27 protein-coding genes, 1 tRNA gene and 1 pseudogene are annotated in these 26,322 nt (G+C 66.4%); 8 read left to right on the forward strand and 21 right to left on the reverse strand.

Annotated elements, in window-relative coordinates; all coding sequences use genetic code 11:
- Window positions 1-204: 204 nt before the first annotated feature.
- From ureE to AB4850_RS16510, 5 genes and pseudogenes are all read right to left on the reverse strand, one after another.
- A pseudogene (gene ureE / locus AB4850_RS16490) lies at window positions 205-900 on the reverse strand (urease accessory protein UreE); the annotation flags it as partial.
- Window positions 901-903: 3 nt separating this feature from the next.
- Complete coding sequence (gene ureC / locus AB4850_RS16495) at window positions 904-2,610, reverse strand: urease subunit alpha (protein ID WP_414444105.1); 1,707 nt, start codon at window positions 2,608-2,610, stop codon at window positions 904-906.
- Between the two features lie 82 nt (window positions 2,611-2,692).
- Complete coding sequence (locus AB4850_RS16500) at window positions 2,693-2,998, reverse strand: urease subunit beta (RefSeq protein ID WP_414444106.1); 306 nt, start codon at window positions 2,996-2,998, stop codon at window positions 2,693-2,695.
- Between the two features lie 8 nt (window positions 2,999-3,006).
- Window positions 3,007-3,309 carry an urease subunit gamma gene (gene ureA, locus AB4850_RS16505; RefSeq protein WP_414444107.1) on the reverse strand — a complete coding sequence of 101 codons (303 nt, stop codon included), beginning with the start codon at window positions 3,307-3,309 and terminating at the stop codon, window positions 3,007-3,009.
- A gap of 226 nt (window positions 3,310-3,535) precedes the next feature.
- Window positions 3,536-4,423, reverse strand: a complete 888-nt coding sequence (locus AB4850_RS16510; RefSeq protein ID WP_414445533.1) for an urease accessory protein UreD — start codon at window positions 4,421-4,423, stop codon at window positions 3,536-3,538.
- Window positions 4,424-4,753: 330 nt separating this feature from the next.
- Here AB4850_RS16510 and AB4850_RS16515 point away from each other — a divergent pair, with 330 nt between their 5' ends.
- Window positions 4,754-6,997: a filamentous hemagglutinin N-terminal domain-containing protein gene (locus AB4850_RS16515; RefSeq protein ID WP_414444108.1), complete on the forward strand. Its 2,244-nt coding sequence runs from the start codon at window positions 4,754-4,756 to the stop codon at window positions 6,995-6,997.
- A gap of 209 nt (window positions 6,998-7,206) precedes the next feature.
- Here AB4850_RS16515 and AB4850_RS16520 read toward each other — a convergent pair whose 3' ends face one another.
- On the reverse strand, window positions 7,207-7,425 hold the full coding sequence (locus tag AB4850_RS16520) for a hypothetical protein (RefSeq protein WP_414444109.1): 219 nt from the start codon (window positions 7,423-7,425) through the stop codon (window positions 7,207-7,209).
- Between AB4850_RS16520 and AB4850_RS16525 the strand changes: the two genes are divergently transcribed.
- Complete coding sequence (locus tag AB4850_RS16525; protein WP_414444110.1) at window positions 7,424-9,148, forward strand: ShlB/FhaC/HecB family hemolysin secretion/activation protein; 1,725 nt, start codon at window positions 7,424-7,426, stop codon at window positions 9,146-9,148. The two genes, AB4850_RS16520 and AB4850_RS16525, sit on opposite strands and share 2 nt — an antisense overlap.
- 101 nt (window positions 9,149-9,249) lie before the next feature.
- On the forward strand, window positions 9,250-9,564 hold the full coding sequence (locus AB4850_RS16530) for an antibiotic biosynthesis monooxygenase family protein (RefSeq protein WP_414444111.1): 315 nt from the start codon (window positions 9,250-9,252) through the stop codon (window positions 9,562-9,564).
- Between the two features lie 45 nt (window positions 9,565-9,609).
- Here the strand turns inward: AB4850_RS16530 and urtE are convergent, their stop codons facing one another.
- The 9 genes from urtE to hemN all read right to left on the reverse strand — a co-directional run bounded on the left by urtE (window position 9,610) and on the right by hemN (window position 18,790).
- Window positions 9,610-10,302, reverse strand: coding sequence for an urea ABC transporter ATP-binding subunit UrtE (gene urtE, locus AB4850_RS16535; protein WP_414442280.1), 693 nt, complete (start codon window positions 10,300-10,302; stop codon window positions 9,610-9,612).
- Between the two features lie 12 nt (window positions 10,303-10,314).
- Entirely contained in the window at window positions 10,315-11,178 is an 864-nt protein-coding gene (gene urtD / locus AB4850_RS16540) for an urea ABC transporter ATP-binding protein UrtD (RefSeq protein WP_414444112.1), read from the reverse strand.
- Complete coding sequence (gene urtC, locus AB4850_RS16545; protein ID WP_414444113.1) at window positions 11,175-12,362, reverse strand: urea ABC transporter permease subunit UrtC; 1,188 nt, start codon at window positions 12,360-12,362, stop codon at window positions 11,175-11,177. Before urtC ends, urtD begins: the two co-directional genes overlap by 4 nt.
- 3 nt (window positions 12,363-12,365) lie before the next feature.
- A complete protein-coding gene (gene urtB, locus AB4850_RS16550) occupies window positions 12,366-13,997 on the reverse strand; it encodes an urea ABC transporter permease subunit UrtB (protein ID WP_414444114.1) in 1,632 nt (543 codons plus the stop codon).
- A gap of 149 nt (window positions 13,998-14,146) precedes the next feature.
- Window positions 14,147-15,448 carry an urea ABC transporter substrate-binding protein gene (gene urtA, locus AB4850_RS16555; protein ID WP_414444115.1) on the reverse strand — a complete coding sequence of 434 codons (1,302 nt, stop codon included), beginning with the start codon at window positions 15,446-15,448 and terminating at the stop codon, window positions 14,147-14,149.
- Window positions 15,449-15,927: 479 nt separating this feature from the next.
- A complete protein-coding gene (locus AB4850_RS16560) occupies window positions 15,928-16,251 on the reverse strand; it encodes a rhodanese-like domain-containing protein (protein ID WP_414445534.1) in 324 nt (107 codons plus the stop codon).
- A 49-nt stretch (window positions 16,252-16,300) separates the two neighbouring features.
- Window positions 16,301-16,954, reverse strand: a complete 654-nt coding sequence (locus tag AB4850_RS16565; protein ID WP_414444116.1) for a protein-L-isoaspartate O-methyltransferase family protein — start codon at window positions 16,952-16,954, stop codon at window positions 16,301-16,303.
- A gap of 111 nt (window positions 16,955-17,065) precedes the next feature.
- Window positions 17,066-17,323, reverse strand: coding sequence for a hypothetical protein (locus AB4850_RS16570; RefSeq protein WP_414444117.1), 258 nt, complete (start codon window positions 17,321-17,323; stop codon window positions 17,066-17,068).
- A 78-nt stretch (window positions 17,324-17,401) separates the two neighbouring features.
- Window positions 17,402-18,790 (reverse strand): oxygen-independent coproporphyrinogen III oxidase, encoded by a 1,389-nt coding sequence (hemN, locus tag AB4850_RS16575; protein ID WP_414444118.1) that lies wholly within the window; start codon window positions 18,788-18,790, stop codon window positions 17,402-17,404.
- A gap of 130 nt (window positions 18,791-18,920) precedes the next feature.
- Between hemN and AB4850_RS16580 the strand changes: the two genes are divergently transcribed.
- Entirely contained in the window at window positions 18,921-19,214 is a 294-nt protein-coding gene (locus AB4850_RS16580; protein ID WP_414444119.1) for a YkgJ family cysteine cluster protein, read from the forward strand.
- Window positions 19,215-19,226: 12 nt separating this feature from the next.
- Here the strand turns inward: AB4850_RS16580 and AB4850_RS16585 are convergent, their stop codons facing one another.
- On the reverse strand, window positions 19,227-19,790 hold the full coding sequence (locus AB4850_RS16585; RefSeq protein WP_414444120.1) for a hypothetical protein: 564 nt from the start codon (window positions 19,788-19,790) through the stop codon (window positions 19,227-19,229).
- A 282-nt stretch (window positions 19,791-20,072) separates the two neighbouring features.
- Between AB4850_RS16585 and AB4850_RS16590 the strand changes: the two genes are divergently transcribed.
- Window positions 20,073-20,660 (forward strand): DUF1439 domain-containing protein, encoded by a 588-nt coding sequence (locus AB4850_RS16590; protein WP_414444121.1) that lies wholly within the window; start codon window positions 20,073-20,075, stop codon window positions 20,658-20,660.
- Window positions 20,661-20,746: 86 nt separating this feature from the next.
- Window positions 20,747-21,577 (forward strand): undecaprenyl-diphosphate phosphatase, encoded by an 831-nt coding sequence (locus AB4850_RS16595; protein ID WP_414444122.1) that lies wholly within the window; start codon window positions 20,747-20,749, stop codon window positions 21,575-21,577.
- Window positions 21,578-21,683: 106 nt separating this feature from the next.
- Here AB4850_RS16595 and trmB read toward each other — a convergent pair whose 3' ends face one another.
- Window positions 21,684-22,451 carry a tRNA (guanosine(46)-N7)-methyltransferase TrmB gene (gene trmB, locus AB4850_RS16600; RefSeq protein WP_414444123.1) on the reverse strand — a complete coding sequence of 256 codons (768 nt, stop codon included), beginning with the start codon at window positions 22,449-22,451 and terminating at the stop codon, window positions 21,684-21,686.
- 166 nt (window positions 22,452-22,617) lie between these two features.
- Window positions 22,618-22,692: transfer RNA gene (locus tag AB4850_RS16605), tRNA-Gly, on the reverse strand.
- A gap of 138 nt (window positions 22,693-22,830) precedes the next feature.
- Between AB4850_RS16605 and crcB the strand changes: the two genes are divergently transcribed.
- Entirely contained in the window at window positions 22,831-23,211 is a 381-nt protein-coding gene (crcB, locus tag AB4850_RS16610; RefSeq protein ID WP_414444124.1) for a fluoride efflux transporter CrcB, read from the forward strand.
- A gap of 70 nt (window positions 23,212-23,281) precedes the next feature.
- Here the strand turns inward: crcB and AB4850_RS16615 are convergent, their stop codons facing one another.
- Both AB4850_RS16615 and AB4850_RS16620 read right to left on the reverse strand, forming a co-directional pair.
- Window positions 23,282-23,845, reverse strand: coding sequence for a YggT family protein (locus tag AB4850_RS16615; RefSeq protein WP_414444125.1), 564 nt, complete (start codon window positions 23,843-23,845; stop codon window positions 23,282-23,284).
- A gap of 80 nt (window positions 23,846-23,925) precedes the next feature.
- Window positions 23,926-24,855, reverse strand: a complete 930-nt coding sequence (locus AB4850_RS16620) for a Rossmann-like and DUF2520 domain-containing protein (RefSeq protein WP_414444126.1) — start codon at window positions 24,853-24,855, stop codon at window positions 23,926-23,928.
- 390 nt (window positions 24,856-25,245) lie between these two features.
- Between AB4850_RS16620 and AB4850_RS16625 the strand changes: the two genes are divergently transcribed.
- Window positions 25,246-25,530 (forward strand): hypothetical protein, encoded by a 285-nt coding sequence (locus AB4850_RS16625; RefSeq protein ID WP_414444127.1) that lies wholly within the window; start codon window positions 25,246-25,248, stop codon window positions 25,528-25,530.
- Between the two features lie 103 nt (window positions 25,531-25,633).
- Here the strand turns inward: AB4850_RS16625 and AB4850_RS16630 are convergent, their stop codons facing one another.
- On the reverse strand, window positions 25,634-26,311 hold the full coding sequence (locus AB4850_RS16630) for a LysE family translocator (RefSeq protein ID WP_414444128.1): 678 nt from the start codon (window positions 26,309-26,311) through the stop codon (window positions 25,634-25,636).
- Between the last annotated feature and the right edge of the window lie 11 nt (window positions 26,312-26,322).

Consider the following 26,322-nt stretch of genomic DNA (forward strand, 5'->3'; position numbering starts at 1 on the left):
GCGCTTGCGGAACGTGATGGCGACGGGCTTGGGGTCGTGCGAATGGTCGTGATTGCAGGCGTCGGTGTGGACGTGGCCGGGCTGGCCGTGATCGTGCGAGTGCGAGGCGGCGTCGCCTTGCGCGTGATCGTGACCGCAGGCTGCCGTGTGAACGTGGCCGCCGTGTGAATGATCGTGGCCGTGATCGTGCGAATGCGCGGCGTCGCCATGCGCGTGATCGTGACCGCAGGCCGCCGTATGAACGTGGCCGCCGTGGGAATGGTCGTGGCCGTGATCGTGCGAATGCGCGGCATCGCCATGCGCATGATCGTGACCGCAAGCCGCCGTATGCACGTGGCCGCCGTGGGAATGGTCGTGCCCATGGTCATGCGAATGCGCATGACCATGGTGCTCGCCATACACCTGCTGCGCGAGCGCGTAATCCTCGGCGAACGTCGCGTCGTGGCCGTGCTTGTGGCCGCCGCCGTATGCGCCGGCTTCGGGCTGGAACGGCGCGTCCACGCGCTCCACCTTCGCGCCGAGTCGCGTCAGCATGTCGGCCAGCACCGGATCGTATTCGAGCACCAGCGTGTCCGCGCCGATCTGCACCGGCGTGTGGCGATTGCCGAGGTGATAGGCGGCGCGCGTGAACGTCAGCGCATTCGGCGCGCGCACGCGCATCACGGCTTCCGATGCCGCGACGATGCGCACCAGCTTGCCGTCGTCGGCCACCAGCACGTCGCCGTCGGCCAGCACGGTGCCGCGCGGCAGCACCACGCCCACCTCCTCGCCGTTGTCGAGCGTCGCGGCGAAGCGGCTCTTGCAGCGGGCGTCGTAGGCCAGCGTGAGGGTGGGCGCGCGCGCGACCAGCGAGGCCGCGAGCTTGACGTTGGGGGCGATGCGTTTGTCGAGAGTGCGCATGAATCAGAACAGGAAGTAGCGCTGCGCCATCGGCAGCACGGTGGCGGGTTCGCAGGTCAGCAACAGGCCGTTCGCGACCACGTCGTAGGTTTCCGGGTCGACGGTGATGTCGGGCCGCCACGCGTTGTGGACCATGTCGGCCTTGGTCACGGTACGGCAGCCGCGCACCGGCACCACGCGCTTGGCGAGGCCGTAGCGGGCCGCGACGCCGTTGTCGAGCGCGAGCTGCGAGACGAAGGTCAGCGAGGTGCGGCCGAGCGCACCGCCGCGGGTGGCGAACATCTCGCGGAAATGCACCGGCTGCGGCGTCGGGATCGACGCGTTCGGGTCGCCCATCTGCGCGACCGCGATCATGCCGCCCTTGAGGATCATGGCCGGCTTCACGCCGAAGAACGCCGGTTCCCACAGCACCAGGTCGGCCCACTTGCCCGGCTCGATCGAGCCGACTTCGTGCGCGATGCCGTGCGTGAGCGCCGGGTTGATGGTGTACTTCGCGACATAGCGTTTGGCGCGGAAGTTGTCGTTGCGCGCGCCATCTTCAGGCAGCTTGCCGCGCTGCACCTTCATCTTGTGCGCGGTCTGCCAGGCGCGGATGATCACCTCGCCCACCCGGCCCATCGCCTGCGAATCCGACGACATCATCGACAGCGCGCCGAGGTCGTGCAGGATGTCCTCGGCGGCGATCGTCTCGCGGCGGATTCGCGATTCGGCGAACGCCAGATCCTCGGCGATCGACGGGTCGAGGTGATGGCACACCATCAGCATGTCGAGGTGTTCGTCGAGCGTGTTGATCGTGTAGGGCCGCGTCGGGTTGGTCGACGACGGCAGCACGTTCAGCTCCGAGCACACCTTGAGGATGTCGGGTGCGTGGCCGCCGCCCGCGCCTTCGGTGTGATACGTGTGGATCGTGCGGCCCTTGAACGCGGCCACCGTCGATTCGACGAAACCGCCTTCGTTCAGCGTATCGGTGTGGATCGCCACCTGCGTATCGGTTGCGTCCGCAACGGTGAGGCAGTTGTCGATCGCGGCGGGCGTCGAACCCCAATCCTCGTGCAGCTTCAGGCCGATCGCGCCGGCCGCGATCTGTTCCTCGGCCGGCTGCGGCAGGCTCACGTTGCCCTTGCCGAGAAAGCCGATGTTGATCGGCCAGCCGTCGGCGGCCTGCAGCATCCGTTCGATGTGCCACGGGCCGGGCGTGCAGGTGGTGGCGTTGGTGCCGGCCGCCGGGCCGGTGCCGCCGCCGATCATGGTGGTGACGCCCGAGGCCAGCGCCTCGTCGATCTGCTGCGGGCTGATGAAGTGGATGTGGGTGTCGATGCCGCCCGCCGTCACGATCATGCCTTCGCCCGCGATCACTTCCGTGGCCGCGCCGATCGCGATCGTCACGCCGGGCTGGATGTCGGGGTTGCCGGCCTTGCCGATCGCCTGGATGCGGCCGTCCTTGAGGGCGATGTCGGCCTTCACGATGCCCCAGTGATCGAGGATCACGGCATTGGTGATGACGGTGTCGGCCACCTCGGTGGCGACGCGCTGCGACTGGCCCATGCCGTCGCGAATCACCTTGCCGCCGCCGAATTTCACTTCCTCGCCATAGATCGTGCAGTCGCGCTCGACCTCGATCAGCAGCTCGGTATCGGCCAGGCGGATGCGGTCGCCGGTGGTCGGGCCGAACATTTCCGCGTAGGCGCGGCGGCTCAAGCGTAGTGTCATGGTGTCGAATCCTTGGAGCACCCGGCGATGCGCCGGGCTGCGAACAACTGTTACGGGCTGCGAACGAACTGCGCGGGCGCGCTCAGAGCTTGCCCATCACCTTGCCCTGAAAGCCGTAGACGATGCGGTCGCCGGCCAGCTCGACCAGCTCGACGGTGCGCGTCTGGCCCGGCTCGAAGCGCACGGCCGTGCCCGACGCGATGTTGAGCCGGAAGCCGCGGGCGGCGGCGCGGTCGAACGACAGCGCATCGTTGACTTCGTGGAAGTGGTAATGCGAGCCGACCTGCACCGGCCGGTCGCCGGTATTGGCGACGGCCAGCGTGATGGTGGGGCGGCCGGCGTTCAGCTCGTGATCGCCGTCATCGGTGAGGATTTCGCCGGGAATCATCGTGGGCCTCAGGGAATCGGGTGGTGGACGGTGACCAGCTTGGTGCCGTCGGGGAAGGTGGCCTCGACCTGGATGTCGGGGATCATCTCCGCGATGCCGTCCATCACGTCGTCGCGCGTGAGCAGCGTGGTGCCGTAGTGCATGACCTCGGCCACCGTCTTGCCGTCGCGCGCCGCTTCCATCAGCGCGGCGGTGATGAACGCGATCGTCTCCGGATAGTTGAGCTTCAGGCCGCGGGCGCGGCGGCGCTCGGCGAGCAGCGCGGCGGTGAAGATCAACAGTTTGTCTTTCTCTCGTGGAGTCAGCTTCATGAAAGCTCGATGTTTAGCTAGACGTAATAATTCGGCCGCGCGTTGCATGCACGGCAACCGGCCGATCGTAGCATCGTGTGCCGTGCGCGGCACGGCGGCATGTCAAGAACGCAAGCCGTGTGCCATGCGGTAGTGCGTCGTGTGTCGGGTTTGCGTGCGTGCGTTCACCGCCTCGGTGCGAAGCGGTCGGCGTGATGCCTCACGGTGGTGCAGGGGAAAGGGGCGATCAGGTCTGCCAGAGCCGCAGCGCTCGCGCCTCGACGCCGTGCACCAGCGGACGCAGCCGCGTCCATTGCTCGACGAACAGGTTCTGCAGCGCCTCGACCGAGCCGGCCAGCGCGCGGATCAGCATCACGCGCGGCGCGACGCAGGTGATGCCGGCGCGCAGCGTGTCGCCGAACGGCAGCGCGGGGGCCAGCGATTCGGCCAGCGCATCGGTGCAGGCGTCGCCGATCGCCCACAGCGTGCCGTAGACGGGAAAGCCCGCCAGCCCCTGCGGCGTGACGCGCAGCGGTTCGGTCGCGCCGAGATGTGCGCGCTCGATCCAGAGCGGCGCGCCATCGGCGCCCGCGATGCGCGCCGACGAGGCGATCCGGCCGACCGACCAGGTTTCGCCGGCCGCCTGCCGGCCCAGTTGCGAGACGTCCCAGCCGATCACGCTGGCGCGCTTGCCCACCGTCAGCGAGAACTCCAGCGAGGCCTGCGTGGCGTCGAAGAACAGGTTGTTTTGCGGCAGCCAGTCGAGCTTCGCGTCGTCGGCCACCGCGATGGCGATCCGTTGCCGCGCGTCGAGGCCGTTGGACTTGTACCACTTGGTGGCGCCCGGCGTGGTGATCACCGCGTGCGAACCGCTGCCGACCTGCACGGCGATGTCGAGCCGGTCGCCGCCCGCGACGCCGCCGGGCGGATGCACGATCACCGCGTGGCAGATCGCGTCGCCTTCGGGGTAGAGCGGGCGCTGGATGCGCAGCGGGCCGTCGTGACGGCGATGCACGAGCGCCGAGCGCCCGGTGCGCTGCCGCTCGAAGCCGAGTTCGAGCATCGCGCGCCAGGCTTTCTTGGTGGGGGCGGTGGCGGCTGCGGGACGGGCGGGAGGTGAGTCGGCGGCGGGCATCGAACGGGTTGACATGGGATAGAGGCGCGATGAAATCGAGAGGTGCTTGAGCGCGCCGTCATGCTACCTCAAGGCGTGACGACGAAGAAAAGATTGTCGTCGGGAAAAGCCGTGGTTTGATAATCCCATGAACCGTTATGAATATGAAATAAATCGATTATTAAAATATATTTATATGAAAAATAAAACTCGTCTCGATCAATTTTACTTGATGTAACGCGTAGTTTTGTTTGTTTTCAGATGGAATTAAGAATTTTTACATCTGCATCGGCGAAGGAGTTGAGCGATGATGGCCGCTGGTTTAAACATTGTGAGTGGAGAAAAAATATCATGGCAAAGAAAATGTGTCACTTGCGGCCGGTTGCATTTGCGGTTCTCGTGCTCTTGGCCAATCAAGCGCACGCCGTGGGGGTGGGGACCATTGCCAGCGGTACCGGCAATATCAGCAAGAATGGTGCGACCACGACAGTCAATCAGTCCACCGACAAGATGGTGGTCAACTGGAACAACATGGATGTCCGCGCGCGGGAAACGCTCAACTTCGTGCAGAAGGATGCGAAATCCGCCGTGCTCAATCGTATCAACTCGTTCATGAGCCCGACGCAGATCAATGGTGCGCTCAATGCCAACGGGCGCGTGCTCATCGTCAACCCGAACGGCGTGGTGATCGGCAATGGCGCGCGCGTCAACGTGGGCGGCCTGATTGCCTCGTCGCTCGATATCAGCGACGAGAATTTCAACAACGGCAAGCTGAAATTTTCGGGTGACAAAGCGGGGGTGGTGTACGTCGGTGGCCGCGTTGCGGCGAAGGAGTCGGTCGGCCTGTTCGGCACGACCGTGGTCAACAATGGAGCGATCCGCAGCGAAAACGGCAATGTCGTTCTCGGCGCGGCCCAGGATGTCACCGTCAGTTTCGATGGCGGCCGCATGCAGGCTCGGCTGGATCAAGCCGCTGTCCATGCGCTCGTGGAAAACAACGGCCTCATCAAGACGGACAACGGCGATATCGTGATGACGGCCTGGGCGCGTGACGCCGTCGCACGTAACGTGATCAACAACACCGGCACACTCGAAGCCGACGGCCTGGACAAACTCGGCGGCATCACGCTTCTCGGCAAGGGCCACGGCAATATCGGCCTGTCGGGCAAGCAGGACGGCTCGAGCGACAGCGTCGTGAGCAGCGAGGGCGACATCAACCTGAGCAGCAACCTGAAGACGCGAGGCAATCTGGCCTTGCGCGGCAACAATGTGATTGCGACGGAGTACACGGCGGGCCCGGATCTGCTGGGCGCTCGTCGTCATGCAATCCTCGCGGGCGGCGACGTGGTGATCGATACGCACGGCGGCAACATCCGTCTCGGCGACGTCAGTGGCAAGAACGTGTCTGTCGTGGCGGACGCCGGAGCGGTTACCAGCCAGGCGATGACGGCGCACGGTTCGCTGACGATGCATGCCGGCAAGGATCTGACCTATGGCGGGAACCTCGTGGCAGGCGGCAAGATTTCGCTGGCGGGCGAAAACGTAAAGGCGGGCGTGTTGCCGGACACCTGGGGCAGCAATGTAGGCGATTCCGACTACTTTGGCACGCCGGTCAGCTGGAATGGTTTCGGCGCGTACGGCCAAAGCTTTTATCGCGAATACGCCAAGATCAAGGCGGCCGATGACGTGGTGATCGATACGCACGGCGGCAACATCCGTCTCGGCGACGTCAGTGGCAAGAACGTGTCTGTCGTGGCGGACGCCGGAGCGGTTACCAGCCAGGCGATGACGGCGCACGGTTCGCTGACGATGCATGCCGGCAAGGATCTGACCTATGGCGGGAACCTCGTGGCAGGCGGCAAGATTTCGCTGGCGGGCGAAAACGTAAAGGCGGGCGTGTTGCCGGACACCTGGGGCAGCAATGTAGGCGATTCCGACTACTTTGGCACGCCGGTCAGCTGGAATGGTTTCGGCGCGTACGGCCAAAGCTTTTATCGCGAATACGCCAAGATCAAGGCGGCCGATGACGTGGTGATCGATACGCACGGCGGCAACATCCGTCTCGGTGACGTCAGTGGCAAGAACGTGTCTGTCGTGGCGGACGCCGGAGCGGTTACCAGCCAGGCGATGACGGCGCACGGTTCGCTGACGATGCATGCCGGCAAGGATCTGACCTATGGCGGGAACCTCTTGGCAGGCGGCCAGATTTCGCTGGCGGGAGAAAACGTCACGGCGGGCGTGTTGCCGAACATCTGGGGCAGCCATGTAGGCAAGCGCGCTGCGATCGATAGCCGCAACGGCGACGTGATCGTGAAGGCAGGCAACAAAGCTGCGCTCGGCGCGATTGCCGGCATGAATGCCGATGTGTCGGATGCCGGCGGCAAGGTGTCGCTGCGCTGGCACAGCCATGAATACGGCAACATGTACGGTTTCGACGAAGTGTGGCCGTCCGATGCCAAGGTGGTCGGCCTGGTGGAAGGGTTCGACGGTATCAAGCCGCTTGTGCCGGTGGAGGGTGGCTACATTGTCGCCACCGAGAACGGTCCGAAGTTCATGGATCGGGGCCAGGTTTACGTGATTTATTCCCGGTCCTAACCGCAGTCGTCGGTAAGCATTCGGCCGCTTCGATATAGCGGTTTCAATGGAATCCGTTTCAACGGATTCCATTTTCATTTTTCGGCGTGGAGTGAAGCAAGTTCGAATTTCTGCCGGCCGAGCGAATTCCTGCGCTTATCTTGTCGAGGAGATGTTCTGGTCATCTCGATCTAAATATATCCCGGATATTCGATTGAATGCCGGGTTCTTTAAATCGATCTCGATGCCAGGCTCGGTGGCGATGTGATCTGCATAAATCGCGGCCGATAAAAAAGGAACGCGTCGTTTTTAAATATGCGGCAATGGCAGGTGCCTATTTTCGGCAGGCTTGCATTCGCGATGCCGGGCATGGGCCGAACCTGTTCGCCCGTGCCGCTAATCGCTACGTCTGCCGCCTGAAGCAGGCGCACCGCCTTCACCTCAATCATGAAAAAGATCGAATTGAAAGCCGCCGTGTCCGGCGTGCTGACCTGCCTGACCCTGATTGCCGCGCCCTGCGGTTTCGCGCAAAGCCCGCAGGCTGGCGCAACGCTGCCCTCGGCCGGCGCGATTCTGCAACACAACTCGTTCCTCGGCACGCCGGCGCCGCCCAAAGGAGACGCGCAGCCGACGATTCGCGACAACGCTGCCTCCGGCGAAACGGCGGACACCGGCGCGTTGCTTGTGCATGTCGCTCGCATCGTCGTCGACGATGTGCCGGGGGCGTTGAAGCAAGACGTCGAGGCCATCGTGGCGCCTTACCGGGACCGCTCGATGAGCTTGAGCGAATTGCGCGGCGTCGCGGTGCAGATCACCGGGGTTTTGCTCGATCACGGCGAAAGTATTTCGCGCGCCTACTTGCCGCAACAGAAGGTGGTCGGCGACGTGATTCACCTTGCGATCCTGCGCGGTCATCTCGAATCGGCGAAGCTCGGCGTCAATCGTTCGCATGTGCGCGACAAGGTGCTGGAAGCGTATTTGAAGCGCGGGATCTCGGCATCCGGCGATGTGAAGGTCATGCAGGACCAATTGGCCCGCATGAGCGACCTCCCGGGGCTCGGGGCGCTTACGCCCACGCTGTCTCCCGGAAGCACGCCGGGCGGCTCGTCGCTCGTGGTGACGGCGGAGCAGGCGCCGCGTGTGGTGGCGGCGCTGGTGGGCGACAACGCCGGGCAGCGTACCACGGGCCGCAATCGAATCGGTGCACAGATTGTGGTGAACAGCCCGCTTGGGATCGGGGACCAACTGCAGGCGCTCGGTTATGCCGCGCCTGATTTCTTTCAGGCCAACCACGACAGTGACGCAGGACGGACGTTGATCGGCCGCGTGTCCTACGACTTGCCGGTCGGCACGCGCGGTGTGCGGGCCGGGGTGGCCGTGTCGCGCGTCGATTATCGGGTGGGCGGGGAAACCTATGGCGATCTGGATATGGACGGGTACGCCATGGTCTACAGCGTGTACGGCAGTGTGCCGCTCGTGAGCGGTCTCGACCGCCATCTCACGATCGCGGCAAACCTCGATTACAAGCGCATGTCAGATTCGTATCTCGAAGAAGACCCCAATACGCGAAGCTCGAAGAACGCCACGCTGGAGCTTTCCGGCGACCGGCGTGGGCAACTGGCCGGGTTGGTCAATATTTTCGAGTTCCGGGCCGGGGCGAGCGTGGGCTACCTCGACAACGTGCCCGATTGGAATGGCGCCGATACGCGCGGCACGTTCGCGAAAACCACGCAGGCAGCCAAGTTTACGCAGATGCTCGCGCCGCGCGCAGGGCTGTATCTGCAATTGTCGGTCGATGCGCAGCAGGCGTCGCGCAATCTCGACAGCTCGGAAAAAATGACGATCGGCGGCCCGTATGCCGTGCGGGCGTTCAGCAACGATACGGTCAGCGGCGATCAGGGTTTCGTCGCGTCGGCCAGCCTTCATGCGAACGTGCCCGGCGTTTCGGGCCTGGCGGCGCAATTGTTCTTCGATTACGCCCACGCCACCGTGCAGAAATTCGTGGCATCGAACGAAGACGCGAGCCTGAGCCTGGCCGGCGCCGGCGTCGGCTTCGATTACGCAATCGGCAAGTATGTGACGCTGTCGGTCAGCTATGCGATGCGCACGCACAACGAGCTCGGCGACCAACCGCGCGGGATGACCTGGGTGAACGGCGTGCTGCGCTTCTGAGCGCGACAACGTGGATCGGGGCGAGCGCGTTACACTGCCGGTTCGGTTCAGTCGCGCGGGCATCGCGTCGCGCACATTGTTCGATCAGGAGGAAACCCGGCATGTATATCGCAATGAATCGTTTCAAGGTCGCGCTCGGTTCGGAAGCGGCCTTCGAGCAGGTCTGGCTCGAACGCGACACGCAACTGAAAACGGTCCCGGGGTTCGTCGAATTCCATCTGCTGCGCGGCCCTGCGCGGGACGATCATGTGCTCTATGCGAGCCACACGATCTGGGCGAACCATGCGGCGTTCGTCGACTGGACGCAGTCGGAGGCGTTTCGCGCGGCCCATCGCAACGCGGGCGGCGCGAACCGTCCGCTTTATCTCGGGCATCCCGAGTTCGAGGGCTTCGAGGTCATCCAGACCGTTGCCTGAGCGGCGGCCCGGCGCGGCGCGCCGGCCGCCCGCACACCGGCGTGTTCACACCGCGATCAACTCGCGCACGCCGTTCGCCTCCATCTCGCTGCCGGCGCCGCCCGTGACGATCTCGCCGCGGCTCATCACCCAATACTGATCGGCGATCGAGCGTGCGAAATCGTAGTACTGCTCGACCAGCAGCACCGTCATGTTGGTTTCGTCGACGAGCTGGCGCAGCGTGCGGCCGATGTCCTGGATGATCGACGGCTGGATGCCTTCGGTCGGCTCGTCGAGGATCAGCAATTGCGGCTCGCTCATCAACGCACGGCCGATCGCAAGCTGCTGTTGCTGCCCGCCCGACAGGTCGCCGCCGCGCCGCGCGCGCATGTCCTTCAGCACCGGAAACAGCTCGTAGATGCGGTCGGGCACCTTCGACGGCGCCTTGCGGCTCGCCGCGCCCACCAGCAGGTTTTCCTCGACCGTCAGGCGCGGAAAGATGTCGCGGCCCTGCGGCACGTAGGCCAGCCCGGCGGCGACGCGCGCATGCGGTGCCAATGCGTCGAGCGGCTTGCCGCGCCACGCCACGCTGCCGTTCTTCGCGGCCACCACGCCCATCAGGCAGCGCAGCAGCGTGGTCTTGCCCACGCCGTTGCGCCCGAGCAGCACGGTCAGCTTGCCGTCCTCGGCGGTGAGGTTGACGTTGCGCAGGATGTGGCTGCCGCCATAGAACTGATTCAGCGATTCGATCTTCAACATGCTGGGGATTCCTTATCGACCGAGGTAGGACTCGATCACGGCTTCGTCGCGCTTGACCGTGTCGAGCGTGCCCTGCGCGAGCACCGCGCCTTCGGCCATCACGGTCACGCGGCCGGTGTCGCCCGCGAGCGCCGCGACGAACTCCATGTCGTGTTCGACCACCATCATCGAGCAGGTGCCGCGCAGCGTGTTCAAAAGCTGCGCGAGTTCCATGGTTTCGTGGTCGGTCATGCCGGCCGCCGGTTCGTCGAGCAGCAGCAGCGCCGGTTGCTGCATCAGCAGCATGCCGATTTCGAGCCGCTGCTTCTGGCCGTGCGACAGCTCGCCGGCCAGCCGATAGGCGCTGTCTTCGAGCTTGATCAGTTCGAGGGTTTCCTCGATGCGTTGCTGGGCGTGGCGATCCAGACGCGAGCGCAGCGATGCGAACCAGCCTTTATCCGCTTTCATCGCCAGTTCGAGGTTTTCCCAGACGGGATGCGCCTCGAACACGGTCGGCTTCTGGAACTTGCGGCCGATGCCGGTGCGCGCGATCTCGGGCTCGTTCATGCGCGACAGGTCGATGGTCTGGCCGAGGAACACCTTGCCGGAATCGGCCTTCGTCTTGCCGGTGATCACGTCCATCATGGTGGTCTTGCCCGCGCCGTTCGGGCCGATGATGCAGCGCAACTCGCCCGCATCGATCGTCAGCGAGAGTTTTTTGAGCGCGCGAAAGCCGTCGAAACTTACTTCGATATCCTCAAGATAGAGGATCGTGCCATGCGAGGTGTCGATCGCGCCCGGTTCGACCACGCGCGACATCGAGGCCACGCCGCTGACGGCCAGCGCATCGCTGCCATCCGGTTGGGCCAGGTCGGGCATCATGCCGTTCTCGTTCATCGGCTGCCTCCACGTTTCATGACGGATTCGATCACGCCCACGATGCCGCGCGGCATCAGGAGCGGCACCAGCACGAAGATCAGGCCAAGAAAGAACAGCCAGTATTCGGCGAAGTAGGCCGTGAAGAAGCTCTTCGCGCCGTTTACCGCGAACGCGCCGATGATCGGGCCGATCAGCGTGCCGCGCCCGCCCACCGCCACCCAGATCGCCATCTCGATCGAGTTGCCCGGAGACATCTCGCTCGGGTTGATGATGCCGACCTGCGGCACATAGAGCGCGCCGGCGATGCCGCACAGCACGGCCGACACGGTCCACACGAACAGCTTGTAGGCGAGCGGGCTGTAGCCGAGGAACATCAGCCGCGTTTCGCCGTCGCGCACGGCGGTGACCACCCGCCCGAGCTTCGAGGTGACGATCGCGCGCGCGGCGATGAACGCGAGCACCAGCGTGGCGAACGTCAGTAGCAGCAACACCGTGCGCATGCCGGGCGAGGTGATGGTGTAGCCGGCCAGGCGCTTGAAATCGGTGAAGCCGTTGTTGCCGCCGAAGCCGGTTTCGTTGCGATAGAACAGCAGCATCGCGGCGAACGTCATGGCCTGCGTGATGATCGACAGGTACACGCCCTTCACGCGCGAGCGGAACGTGAAGAAGCCGAACACCCAGGCGATCACGGCCGGGGCCAGCACCACCAGCGCCAGCGCGACGATCAGGTGATCGGAGCCGTTCCAGTACCACGGCAGCGATTTCCAGTTCAGGAACACCATGAAGTCGGGCAGGTTGCTGCCGTACACGCCGTCGTGGCCGATCTCGCGCATCAGGTACATGCCGATCGCATAGCCGCCGATCGCGAAGAACAGGCCGTGGCCGAGGCTCAGGATGCCGCAGTAGCCCCACACGAGGTCGAGCGCGAGCGCACCGATCGCGTAGCACATGAACTTGCCGGCGATCGTCATCGCATAGGACGACAAATGAAACGTGCTCGACTCGGGCGTGACGAGCGCCGCGATCGGCACGCCGATGCCGATCACGATGCACAGCGCGACCAGCGCGAGCCAAGCGCGGCGCGACAGCAGCGCGGCGCGCGGCGGCAGGCCGAGCGCGAAGCCGGATGTGCCGCCCGCGCCCGGGGTGGGCAGCGTGGCCGGCGTGACCGGCGCGGCGGCGAGGGACGAGGTCGAAGTCATGTTTCAGGCCTCCGCGCTACGGCCCTTCAGGGCGAACATGCCCTGCGGGCGTTTCTGAATGAACAGCACGATCATGACGAGCACCACGATCTTGGCGAGCACGGCGCCCCAGAACGGCTCGATCGCCTTGCTGACGAGGCCGAGGCCGAAGCCGCCCACCACCGTGCCGGCGATCTGGCCCACGCCGCCGAGCACCACCGCCATGAACGAATCGATGATGTAGTTCTGGCCGAGGTCGGGGCCGACGTTGCCGATCTGCGAGAGCGCGCAGCCGCCGAGCCCGGCGATGCCCGCGCCGAACGCGAATGCATAGGAATCCACACGAGCCGTTTTCACGCCGACGCAGGCCGCCATCCGGCGGTTCTGCGTGACGGCGCGCACGAACAGGCCGAGGCGGGTTTGGGTCAGCACGGCCCAGGCGATGCCGACCACGATCAGCGAGAACGCCAGGATCGCGATGCGGTTGTACGGCAGGATCAGGTTCTGCATGACGCTCACGCCGCCGCTCATCCACGACGGGTTCGAGACCTGCACGTTCTGCGCGCCGAAGATCATGCGGGTGGCCTGAATCAGGATCAGGCTCACGCCGAAGGTGGCCAGCAGCGTTTCGAGCGGGCGGCCGTACAGATGCTTGAGCACGGTGCGCTCCAGCACCACGCCCACCACGGCGGCGGCCACGAACGAGGCCGGCACGGCCAGCAGCGGATACCAGTCGAACGCGCCCGGCGCGTAGCGCTGGAACAGCGTCTGCACCACGTAGGTGGCGTAGGCGCCGATCATCAGGAACTCGCCGTGCGCCATGTTGATCACGCCGATCAGGCCATAGGTGATCGCCAGGCCGAGCGCGGCGAGCAGCAGCACGCTGCCGAGCGAGAGACCGGCGAACAGCGTGCTGGCGATCTCGCCGCGTTCCTGCAGCGAATGCAGCGCGTCGAGGCCTTCCTGCGCCGCCGCGCGCACTTGCGCATCGGGTTCGGCGAAGCTGCCGTCGGGGTTCTTCGCGACGAGCGGGCGCAACTGCTCGATCATGTCGAGATCGTGGCGCGCGGCCACCACCTTCACGGCTTCGAGCCGCTTGGCGGCGTCCTTGTCGTGCAGCGCGGCGATCGCCCACAGCGCGTCGAGGCGGCGCTTGAGCGTGGCATCGGTTTCCTTCGCGCGCGCTTTTTCGATCAGCGGCTTGATCGACGAATCGGGATTCTTGAGCAGGGCATCGACCGCGGCGGTGCGCGTGGCGAGATCGGGCGAGGCGAGGTCGAGCGCCGACAGCGCGTTGGCCACCTTGCTGCGCAGCAGGTTGTTGAGCGTGATGGCTTGCGCGTCGCCGGGCTGCACGGTGGCGCCGCTCAGGGCGTCCTTGGTGCTGCCGTCGTCGGCCTGCACCAGCAGCTTGCCGTCGTCGGTGGCGAGCACGCCGCCGTCGGCCAGCGCGTGCAGCAGCGCGACCGATGCGGCATCGCCTGCCGCCGAGAGATGGTCGATCGCGGCGAGCTTCGCATCGAAATCGTCGCCGGCCAGTGCGGCCGTATCGGCGGCATCGAGCGCGAACGCCGGGCTGGGCGCGACGCATGCGAGCGCGGCGAAAGCAGCGAGCGCGGCAAGGCCGTGTCGGGCGCGGCGTGGGAACGTGAGCATCGGAAAATCCTGGCTGTCGGTTGAACCGCAGGGTGAACAACCGCGCGACCGGCCGGCCGCGCGGGGAGAAGCGGCCGCGCACGGCGCGCGAGGCGCGGTGCGCGGAGGCCATGACGGCCACCCATGCCGCCTCGCGGGCGGCCGCCCGTTCAGGCGAGCGCGGCGCGGCGGCGGCGCAGGAAGTCGCCGATCGAGCTGACCACGTCGGGCTTGCCCGCGTTGCCCGGGATATACGGGCTCCACGGTTGCGCGCGCACCGTCGTCTTGGTGCGCCACACCACGTTGAACTGGCCGTCGGCGCGGATCTCGCCGATCATCACCGGCTTGTGCAGGTGGTGATTGCCGTCCATCTCCAGCACGAAGCCCGACGGCGCGTTGAACTTCTGGCCGATCATCGCCACGCGCACCTTGTCGACGTCCGTGCTCTTGGCCTTCTCGACCGCCTGCTTCCACATGTGGATGCCGACGAAGGTCGCTTCCATCGGATCGTTCGTCACGCGCTTGGCGCCGCCCGGCAGGTTGTTCTTCTTGACCCAGTCCGCGAACATCGCCTTGAACTTCGCGTTCTCGGGATTGCGCAGCGACATGAAGTAGTTCCAGGCGGCCAGGTTGCCGACCAGCGGCTTGGTGTCGATGCCGCGCAGTTCTTCCTCGCCCACCGAGAACGCCACCACCGGCACGTCGGTGGCCTTGAGGCCCTGGTTGCCGAGTTCCTTGTAGAACGGCACGTTCGAATCGCCGTTGATGGTGGAGATCACGCAGGTCTTGCCGCCTTGCGAGAAGGTGCGGATGTTCGAGACGATGGTCTGGTAGTCGCTATGACCGAACGGCGTGTAGACCTCCTGAATATCGGCGTCCTGAACGCCCTTCGATTTCAGGAACGCGCGCAGGATCTTGTTGGTCGTGCGCGGGTACACGTAGTCGGTGCCGAGCAGGAAGAAGCGCTTGGCGGCGCCGCCTTCGGCGCTCATCAGGTATTCGGTGGCGGGGATCGCCTGCTGGTTCGGCGCGGCGCCCGTGTAGAACACGTTGCGCGACATTTCCTCGCCTTCGTACTGCACCGGGTAGAACAGCAGGCCGTTCAGTTCCTCGAACACCGGCAGCACCGATTTGCGCGACACCGAGGTCCAGCAGCCGAACGTGACGGCGACCTTGTCCTGCGTGAGCAGCCCGCGCGCCTTCTCGGCGAACAGCGGCCAGTTCGAGGCCGGATCGACCACCACCGGCTGCAACTGGCGGCCCATCACGCCGCCCGACTTGTTGATTTCCGCGATGGTCATCAGCGCGGTGTCCTTCAACGAGGTCTCGGAGATCGCCATCGTGCCCGACAGCGAATGCAGGATGCCGACCTTGATCGGACCTTTTTCATCCGCGTGGGCCAGCGGCAGGCGGCTTGCCAGCGTGAGTGCACCCGCCATCGATCCGATCTTCAACAGACTGCGACGCTTCATCGAGTTCCCCTTGACGTTGTTGGCTTGCGTGCGCCGGTGCGGCGCCTCGGAAGCGAATAACGCAAGGCATGTGCCAGGGGCCGTGAAATCCTTGTACGGCGCGGCTCGACGTGTACGCGATGCCGCGCGCGGACGGTTGCGGTGCGGCGGCGCGTGGCGAGGGTGGTCCGTCGCGGTGCAGGCTTGCGGCCGTTCGTGGTGCATCGCGGGGCGATGCACGATGGCGGATCATCGGGCCTTGGGCGTCGTGCAGACAGCCTGCGCGTTGCACGCTTGAGACGCATGGCGCGCACCGCGATGCGTCGCGGCGGCCCATTGGCGGGTCATGGGTGGGCTTGGCAGGCGGGCGTGATGGCGTATCGGCCAGGGAGCGGGCCGCAGATCGGTGCATGCCGCCTCGATCTGCCGGCTCCGCAAAGCACAACGCCGCAGCCTGGGGGCTGCGGCGTTGCGAGAGAAGGCGGTGCGTCAGGTGCGGATCAGTAGCGCGGCACCGACGGATCGACATCGCGCGACCACGCGTCGATGCCGCCTTGCAGGTTGTAGATCTTCGTGAAGCCGCGCGATTCGAGGAACATCGCGACCTGCGCGCTGCGCATGCCGTGATGGCAGAGGCAGACGATTTCGGCTTCGTCGTCGAGCTCTTCGCTGCGCGCGGGGATCTGCTGCATCGGGATCGACACGCTGCCCGCGAGGCTGGCGGTGGCGACTTCCCACGGTTCGCGCACGTCGAGCACGACGGGCGCCGGGCGGGATGCGTCGCCGAGCCATGCGGCCAGGGCGGGAGCGGTCAGGATTTGCATCGGCATGACGGTGTCGGGATGAGGCGTGAAAGGAAGAGGTGCGACGCGATCAGAACCGGAAGCGCGACGGCTCCATCGCGTTGACGAGGTGATCGACGTAGGTTTCGAACACGTCGGCGACCCGGAACTGCTTGTCGTCGATGCGGGTGATGATCTGTGCCTTCATGACCGGGCGCGAGCCGACGAACGCCGCGAGCCGGCCGCCCACCTTCAGTTGCTCGAGCAGCTCCTGCGGCACCACGGGCAGGCCGCCCGACACGCAGATCACGTCGTACGGGGCTTGCTCCGGCAGGCCGCGCGCGGCGTCGGCCAGCACCACTTCGGCATTGGTCACGCCGTTGTCGCGCAAATTGTCGGTGGCGAACTGCACGAGATCCGGCGCGATGTCGACCGTTACCACGTGCTGGCCGCGATGGGCCAGCAGCGCAGCCATGTAGCCCGAGCCGGCGCCGATTTCGAGGATGGTTTCGTGCTTCTTGACGGCCAGTTCCTGCAGGATGCGGGCCTCGACGCGCGGCGCCAGCATCTTCTGGCCGCCGGGCAGCGGCAGTTCGAGATCGGCGAACGCGAGGTCGCGATAGACGCCCTGCACGTAGTGTTCGCGCTTGACGACCGACAGCAGGCTCAGGACCTCCGGGTCCAGCACTTCCCACGGCCGGATCTGCTGTTCGATCATGTTGAAGCGCGCATTTTCGATGTTCATGGTGGTCATGCCGCGAGGCGGCCGTCAGCGGGGAAATTAACTCGGCGATTGTACCAAACGAGCCGCGATTCGAGCGCCGGAACACGCCCGCGCCTTGCTGCGGCGCGGGTTTTAGCGCTTGGCGTTGCGGATCTTTTCCTCGAAGGCCTCATCGAGCTTGCTGGCCCTGCGCGGCGCGGGCGGCGCCACGCCGTTGACGAACTTGACGAACTCGTCGAGCGGCAGCGGCGCGCAGAGCTTTTCGGCCGTGCCGCTGGCGCGGTCGGTCAGATAGAACAGGTCGCCGGGCAGGCTGACGGCGGCGTAGCGCGCATTGCCCGTGCGGGTTTTCAGGCGTTCGACCGCGAGGGTCGCTTTGGTCGTGCGCATCGTGGCGGGGCGGGGATCGGCGGAAACCGCCACTGTAGCGCAGAAGGCCCCCGCCCGCCGACGGTCGGGGGCGGACGGTCAGACGGTTTTCGAGCAGCGCCCGGCGGTGGCGCCGGACAGGTAAGCGTCGAAGCACATCGCGATGTTGCGCACGAACAGCCGCCCGGCCGGGTGGATCGTCAGGCGGCGCGGCTCGATCGACAGCAGGCCGTCGCGCTCGAAATCGCGCAGCCGGGCCAGTTCGGGCGCGAAACGCTCGGCGAAGCGGATGCCGTACACGGTTTCCAGTTCGGCGAACGGCAACGAGAGATGGCACATCAGCCGCATGATCACGTCGCGCCGCAGGCGGTCGTCCGCGTTCAGCCTGACGCCGCGCGCGATCGGCAGCCGCCCCGCGTCGATCGCGGCGCTCCAGGCGGCGATGTCCTTCTCGTTCTGCACGTAGACATCGCCGACCTTGCCGATCGACGACATGCCGATGCCGATCAGATCGGTATCGGCGCACGTGCTGTAGCCCTGGAAGTTGCGTTGCAGCGTGCCGTTGCGTTGGGCCGCGACCAGCTCGTCGGTTGGCCGCGCGAAGTGATCCATGCCGATATAGACATAGCCGGCCTGCGTCAGCGTCTCGATCGCGAGGCCCAGCAGCGCGATGCGCGCGGCCGGCGTGGGCAGCGTGGCGTCGTCGATGCGGCGCTGCATCTTGAACAGGCCCGGCAGGTGCGCGTAACCGAACACCGAGATGCGGTCGGGCGCCAGTTCGATCACGGTGTCGAGCGTGTGCGCGAAGCTCGCCACCGTCTGCTTCGGCAGCCCGTAGATCAGGTCGACGCTGACCGAGCGATAGCCGATCAGCCGCGCCGCCGTGATCAGGCTCGCGGTGCGCTCGATCGGTTGCACGCGGTTCACGGCGCGCTGCACCTCGGGGTCGACGTCCTGCACGCCGAGGCTCAGGCGATTGAAGCCCTGCATGCGCAGGTGCGCGAGCGTGGCCGGGGTGGCCGTGCGCGGGTCGATCTCGACCGAGATTTCGGCTTCGTCGTCGGGCGCGATCGGGAACTGCGCGCGCGTGGCCGCCATCAGTTCGGCGATCTCGGGCTCGGACAGGAACGTCGGCGTGCCGCCGCCCCAGTGCAGTTGCGTGATCGTGCGCGACGGATCGAAGCGGTCCGCCTGCAACGCCAGCTCCTGCTTGAGCCGGTCGAGGTAGGGCCGCGCGTGCGCGTGGTTGCGGGTGGCGATGCGGTTGCAGCCGCAGTAGAAGCAGGCGGTGGCGCAGAACGGAATATGGACGTACAGCGACAGCGCGTTCGAGGCGCCCGGATCGGCTGCGGCGCGCGTGTAGTCGGCGACGTCGAAGCGATCGTCGAACTGCAGCGCGGTGGGGTACGACGTGTAGCGCGGGCCGTTCGCCGCATATTTCGCGAGCAGATCGGGACGGAACGAGGGGGCGGGGGAACAGGACGTCATGAGGTAGACCGACAGGCGACGAGCGACGCGGTTCAGTCTAGTCGCTGCCGGTGATAACGAGATAGGCCGATATCGTCGAAGTTTGCGATGGCACAATGCCGGTTTGCATCGGCAGGGAAGGCGGGAAAACGTGGAAGCGGCAGGACAATCAGGGCCGGACAACGCACATGCGTGCCGCGCGGGATGCGGCGCGTGCTGCACCGCGCCATCGATCACGAGCCCGATCCCGGGCATGCCGAACGGCAAGCCGGCCGGCACCCCGTGCGTCCAACTGGACGCGGCGCTCAACTGCCGGATCTTCGGGCAGCCCGAGCGGCCTGCCTGCTGCTCGGGCCTGCAGCCGTCGGCCGAGATGTGCGGCGCAAGCCGTCACGAGGCGATGGCGTGGCTCACACAGCTCGAGGTGCTGACCGCGCCGCGTTGAATGCCCGGGGCGCTACATCAGCGAGTGCTCGAAGAAGTTGGGCACCTGGCCCGCGCCGATCTTGCGCTCCCAGATATCGAGCCAGGCCGCGCCGGCGGGCCAGAAGCCGCGGCAGCGCATCAGATAGTCGAGCACGGGGATGGCCTCGCCTTCGCGCAGCAACGCCTTGGCCAGTTGCATCGTCGGCCCGAAGCTGGCGAGTTGCGGCGAGCCGGGCGTGGCGGCCGAGGCCAGCAGCGCGGTCACGGCGAGGCCGTGCCGGTGAGCGCCGTCGCGCAGCGCCAGCAGGCCCAGCACCGTATTGCCGAGATGCACCGCGTTGCCGTGGTTCCAGACGGCCGGGTGGCGTGGCGCGAGTGCGAGGCTTTCCTCGGCGTGCGCCCGCGCTTCCGCGTAGAGCCCGAGATGGAACGCGGCGGCGGCCGCGCGCGGCAGGCGGTCGAAGCGCTCGTCTTCCGACGCCGCGCTGGCCAGCTTGGCCAGCCGCACGGGCGCGCGACTCAGCGCCAGTTCGACGAGCGCGGCTTCGATCTCCGCGGTGAAGGGCACGAGTTCCGACGCTTCTTCATAAGTCATGTCCCCTCCAGTGACGCCGCGCGATGCGTGTCGCGCGGCCGCTCCGCAGATGCCGGCGTGGCGATTGTCGCGCTGCGCGGGCGCCGCGTCGAGCCGTTGCTCTACCGACCGGCCGGCGTGCCTTCCGGCGATCGGCCGTTGCGGATGCGTCGGGGGGCGTCATGCTAGGCTTGTGCCCCCGGGCCTGCGGCGGCATTACCACGTCGCGGCGGGCCGCAATGCAATCCGAGGGCAGGGCCGCGGCGCGCGGTCGCCCGGCTCGCCGGCCGCAGGAGAATCCGCATGAATCCATCGCGCGCAAGCGGCCGTCGCCGCTTCGTGACCGCCGCGTTCGCGGCATTGGGCGTATCCGTGTCGCTGGCCGCATGCGCCGCGACGCCCACGTTTCCGTTCATCCCCAATCACTACACGTTCTCGCGCGGCGACGTGCAGCGCGCGGTGGCGCGCAAATTTCCGTATCAGCGCACCGTGTCGCAGGTGTTCGACGTCGCGCTCGCCAACCCGGCGGTGGGCATGCTGCCCGAGCAGAACCGCATCGCCGTGCAACTCGACGCGCATTTCACCAGCCCGTTCCTGCGCGAACCGGTCAGCGGCACGTTTACCATTTCCGCACAACTTGCTTACGACCCGACCAGCCTGTCGGTCGTGCTGCGCGCACCGGCCGTCGACAGCGTCAACCTCGCGGGCGATGCGCAGATGTACGCGCCGCAAGTCGGGCAAGCCGCCGGCCTGCTCGCCACGCAGTTGCTGACCAACTATCCGATCTACACGTTCAAGCCCGATCAACTGCAATTTGCCGGGGTTCACTACGAACCCGGTACAATTACGATCCTTACAAACGGCATACGCGTCGAAATCGTCGAAAAGTGACGATTCCGATCGTGCGGCCGGCCGGGCCGCGCGTTGTCGTGATGGGGGGCGGCCCGTTTCCTGCAACTCTGACGAACGGGCCCACGATGGACTGGATACTGATCTGCAAGGCGCTGATACTCGGCGTCGTCGAAGGACTGACCGAATTTCTACCGGTGTCGAGCACCGGCCACCTGATCGTTGCCGGCAGCTTTCTCAATTTCAATGCGGATCAGGCGAAGACCTTCGACGTCGTGATCCAGTTCGGCGCGATCCTCGCCGTCTGCTGGGAATATCGCCGCCGGATCGGCACGGTCATCGCGGGGCTGCCGTCGCGGCCCGAGGCGCGGCGCTTCGCGCTGAACGTGGTGATCGCCACGCTGCCGGCCATCGTGCTGGCGCTGCTGTTCGAGAAGGCCATCAAGCGCGTGCTGTTCTCGCCGGTGCCGGTGGCGTTCGCGCTGGTGGCCGGCGGCGCCGTGATCCTCTGGGCCGAGTCGCGGCAGCGCGAACGCCGCGAGCCGGCGCGCGTGATGTCGATCGATGCGCTCACGCCGCTCGATGCGCTGAAGGTGGGCATCGCGCAATGCTGCGCGCTGATTCCGGGCGTGTCGCGCTCGGGCTCGACCATCATCGGCGGGATGCTGGCCGGGCTCGACCGGCGCGTCGCCACCGAGTTCTCGTTCTTCCTCGCAATCCCGATCATCTTCGGCGCCACGTTCTACGAGACGGTGAAGGACTGGCACGCGTTCTCGGTCGATTCGATCGGGCTGTTCGCGGTGGGGATCGTGGCGGCGTTTGTCAGCGCGTTCGCCTGTGTGCGCTGGCTGCTGCGCTATGTGGCCTCGCACGATTTCACGGCGTTCGCGTGGTACCGGATCGTGTTCGGCTTGCTGGTGTTGCTGGTGGGATATAGCGGCTGGCTGAACTGGAGCTGAAGCGGCCTGGCGGGATAAAAAACGGCAACGCGTCGAACGATGCGTTGCCGTTTTTTCATGCGGATTCGTTTCGGAATCCTGGCGATCCTGCCGTGCGTCGCGTTCGTTATGCGCCGATGCGCTTGCGGAACACCAGATCCCACACGCCGTGGCCGAGACGCAGGCCGCGCCGCTCGAACTTCGTGATCGGGCGGTAGTCGGGGCGCGGCGCGTAGCCGTCGGCCGTGTTCTCGAGATGCGGATCGGCGGCCAGCACGTCCAGCATCTGCTCGGCGTAGTTCTGCCAGTCGGTCGCGCAGTGAAGGTACGCGCCCGGCTTCAGGCGCGACACCAGTTGCGCGACGAACGGCGGCTGGATCAGGCGGCGCTTGTGATGACGCGCCTTGTGCCACGGATCGGGGAAGAAGATATGCACGCCGTCGAGGCTGTCCGGCGCGAGCATGTTCTCCAGCACCTCGACCGCGTCGTGCTGGATGATGCGGATGTTCGTCAGGCTCTGTTCGCCGATCAGCTTGAGCAGCGCGCCCACGCCGGGCTCATGCACTTCGACGCCGAGGAAATCGTCGTCGCGGCGATGCGCGGCGATCTCCGCCGTGGAGGCGCCCATGCCGAAGCCGATTTCGAGAATGCGTGGCGCGTCGCGGTTGAACACCGCGGCCCAGTCGGGCTGTTCGGGCGCATACGGCACCACGTAGCGCGGGCCGAATTCGTCGAGCGCGCGACGCTGGCCCGTCGACACGCGGCCGGCGCGCGTCACGAAGCTGCGGATGCGGCGCAGGCGCAGCGGGTTGTCGTCGTCGGACGGCGTGTCGGGCGTGGCATCGTCGGGCGTGCCGTCTTGCGGCAGGCCGGTGTCGTCGGGAGTGTGGTTCATGGTGTTCTGAATGGGCGAATCGCGCCGGTGCGCAGCACCGCGGCGCCGCACGTTCGGCCGGACGGGGCGTGGCCCGGATGCCGGTACGAAAAAGCCGCCTTCGGTGAGGCGGCTTCGCGCGGGGTTCGGGCCGAAGCTGGGCGCCGAGATTGCGATACGGGGATGCTGGAGCGGGCGATGGGAATCGAACCCACGTCATCAGCTTGGGAAGCTGAGGTAATGGCCATTATACGACGCCCGCAGAACGCGAGATTTTACAGGGATTTGCCCCGGCAGGGCAAGCCCGCGATCCCAGGGCGACCCCGCCACACATTGCCACCTCCACCCCTCAGCGCCTACAGTGACGCCAATCGTCACTTTCTCCGCCCAAGGATTCCCCGTGTTCCCCTCGATCGTTGCGATCTTCGTCGGCGCCGGCCTCGGCGCCTTGCTCCGCTGGGGCTTGAGCCTGGCCTTGAATCTCGTCGTGCCGAACCTGCCGCTCGGCACGCTGGCCTCGAACCTGATCGGCGGCTATCTGATCGGCGTCGCGATCGTTTTTTTCGGTGCGAAGGCCGGCCTTGCGCCCGAGTGGCGGCTGTTCGTGATTACCGGCTTCATGGGTGGCCTCACAACGTTCTCGACCTATTCGGCCGAAGTCATCACGCATGTCGTCGACGGGCGGCTCGGCTGGGCGGCAGCGGTTGCCTTCGTGCATCTGGTCGGCTCGTTCGCGCTGACCTTCCTCGGCATCTGGACCGCCCGCACCTGGCTGGTCTGAGCCATGGCAATAAAAAAGCGCCGCCCAAGGGCGGCGCTTCTCTTTGCGTGCGAAAAACCACCATCGACGCCTACAGCGTCAACATCGTCATCGAAATCGTCGCACGCGTCACGACCATCAGCAGCACCTGCACGATCACGAACAACAGGATCGGCGACAGATCCATGCCGCCGATGCTCGGCAGCACGCGGCGCAGCGGGTTGAGCAGCGGCGCGGTCAGCGGGAACAGGATCGCCATCGCGGGCGAGCGGGGGTTCAGCCAGGACAGCAGCGCCATCAGGATGGTCATCCACAGCACCAGGTTCAGCGCCCATTTCACGACGGTCAGCAGCGCGACGATCGCGAGCGTGGGCAGGATCGACATCACGTCGAAGCCGCCCAGCGACAGCATCAGCACGACATAGACGAACGCGGTGACGACCGCGGCCACCACGCTGGCCCAGTCGATGCCGCGTGTGCCGCTGATCACGCGGCGCAGCGGCAGCACGAGCCAGTTGGTCGCCTGCAGCACGGCCTGCGTGACGGGGTTGTACGGCGGTACGCGTACCGCCTGCATCCAGGCGCGCAGCAACAGGGCGGCGCCGAATAGCGTGAACAGTGTATTGATCAGAAAGCGGGCGATCTCGCCGAGCATCGTTGGAATCCTTGTCAGACAGTCGGGTAGCGTGGCATGCGGCCGCCATCGGGCAGCGACCTGCATCGGGCGTCACATTATCACGGCTCGCGGCCATCGGGGGCGGCCTTGGAGAGCCGCGCGGCCAGCAGCGCTTCGACGCTGCGTCCGACCGCGTCGAGCCCGGCCGGCGGCACGGCACGCTGGCCGGCGAGTTCGACGGCGCGGCGCGTCATCAGCGCGTAGAGCGTGGCGTGGTCGCCGCCGAGCGCATCGAGCAGCGTCAACTGCTTCGCGACGATGCCCGCGTCGCCGCGCGACACCGGCCCGGCCAGCGCGTTCGCGAGGCCCTTGTCGCGGCCGGTCTCGATGGTGCCGGCGAGCATCGGCAGCAGCGCGCGCAGCGCATCGGCTTCGTCGATGCCGAGCGTGCGCCACAGCGACACGGCCTCGGCCAACCCGCACAGCGCGAAGCTGGCCGCGTAATTGGCGGCGGCGTGATACAGCATGCGGCCGCCGGCCGGAATCGCGAGCGGATGGCAGCCGAGCGCGACAACCAGCGCGTCGAGCACGGGGCGCAGCGTGCCGCCGGCCTCGATCGTCACGGAGCAGCCGGCGATCCGTTCGAGATCGGCGTCGCCGCCACCGAACAGATAGAGCGGGTGGAATCCGCCCGTCTGCACCTGCTGGTCGCGCGCGGGCGACAGCAATGCGACGCTCGACGCGCCGCTGCAATGCACGAGCGCCTGCGATGGCGCGCGCGCCGGATCGAAGCGCAACGATGCGGCGACGGGGCCGATGCCGTCGTCGGAAACGGTCACGAAGATCAGGTCGGCCGCCTCGACCACCGCCTGCGGTGTGGCGACGGCCGTACAGCCGTCGATCATGGCGGCCAGCGCTTCGGCCGAGGCCGGCGTGCGGCTCGTGATGGCCGTGACCGGAAAGCCGGCCTGCGCGAAGCGGCGGGCAAGGCAGCGGGCGAGCCGGCCGGCGCCAATGAAACCGAGACGGGGAGTGGACGGGAGCGGCATGGCAAGGGGGCGGAAAGTCGGCAGGGCGTCAGTATCCTGCATTTGAACGTACAGCCGGATGAGACGGCCCGGCGCGCAAGCCGTGTCGCCGAGGTCAGAATTTGTAATCAATCATTACCGAGCGGCCCGGATCTTCGGCTTTATCTATCGGAAATCCTGACCGATTTGCCGGTTTCATCGCGCAATCCGCTCCGGCGCACGTGCCTGGCAGGCCATGGCAGGCCGCGAAATGTCGCGCCGGGCGTGGTGCGAACCGGCACGGCAATTGCAATTTGCAACAAATGCGGTTGGCTCGCGGGAGGGGTTTTCGCTACATTGGATCCCGTACCGCAGCGCATTCGTCGCTGTTCATGTGGCGGCCAAATCGAACCTGCCGCCAGGAGAACCGAAGTGAAAAAACTCGTTCCGTTCATCGCTGCCGCCGCGCTCGGCCTGGGTGTTGCAAGCGCCGCCGAGGCCCACGTTTCGATCGGCGTCGGGATCGGCCTGCCGATCGCCCCTGCGTATCCGGTCTATGCCGCGCCGCCGCCGGTTGTCTACGCGCCGCCGCCTCCGGTCGTCTATGCGCCGGCCCCGGCCTACTACGGCCCGCCGCCGGTCGTCTACGGTGGTGGCTACTATGGCCGCCCATACTGGCATCACTACCATCACGGCTACTACGGCCGTCACTGGTAAGCATGGCTCGCGCGCCTCACCGGCGCGCGGCAACGCGCGGCGCGACACGGAACACCGTGCCGCGCCGTTTGTTTTTGCGTGAACGAAAGACGGGGCGGATGCCTCAGGCGGCCGCGTGCACGATCAGGTCGCGATAGCCGCCGACGATCACGCTATATGAGAAGTACGCGAACAGCAGCGCCGACACGACGTGGCAGGCGCGCATCAGGCCCGCGCCCGCGCGCTTGCGGCCCTGGCTGGCGAGGCCGCACAGGAACAGCGTCCAGGCGAGGCCGCCGAGAAAGAAGCCGCTAAGAAACACCGAGGCCGTGACCGGCGTGGTCGCGCCGGCCTTGGCGATCAGCGCGCCGCCAACGGCGGCGAACCACAGAATGGCAGATGGCGACGACATCGCCAGCAGCATGCCGCGCAGGAAGCTGCGCGGGGCGCTTGCCTTGGCCGCACCCGATGCGGCGGCGGCCTCGCCGGCCTCGGCCGGCTTCGGCGGAAACAGCGCCTCGCGCGCCATCTTCCAGGTCAGAAACAGCAGCACCGCGCCGCCGCCGAGCCACACCACCCAGCGCACCGCCTCGAATTGCAGCAGCACGGCCATGCCGGCCAGCGCGAGCGCGGCATAGGCGAGATCGCCGAAGCAGGAACCGAGGCCGAGCCAGAAGCCCGGCTTGAAGCCGTGCGACAGCGTCAGCGAGAGGATCGCGACGTTGACGAGGCCGATGTCGAGACACAGCGACAGCGACAGGAAAAAGCCGTCGGACAGCATCGAGGCAGAGGGAAGCGCCATTTTTTAGTTCA

The organism is Burkholderia sp. 22PA0106 (assembly GCF_047497155.1).
GTDB lineage: Bacteria > Pseudomonadota > Gammaproteobacteria > Burkholderiales > Burkholderiaceae > Burkholderia.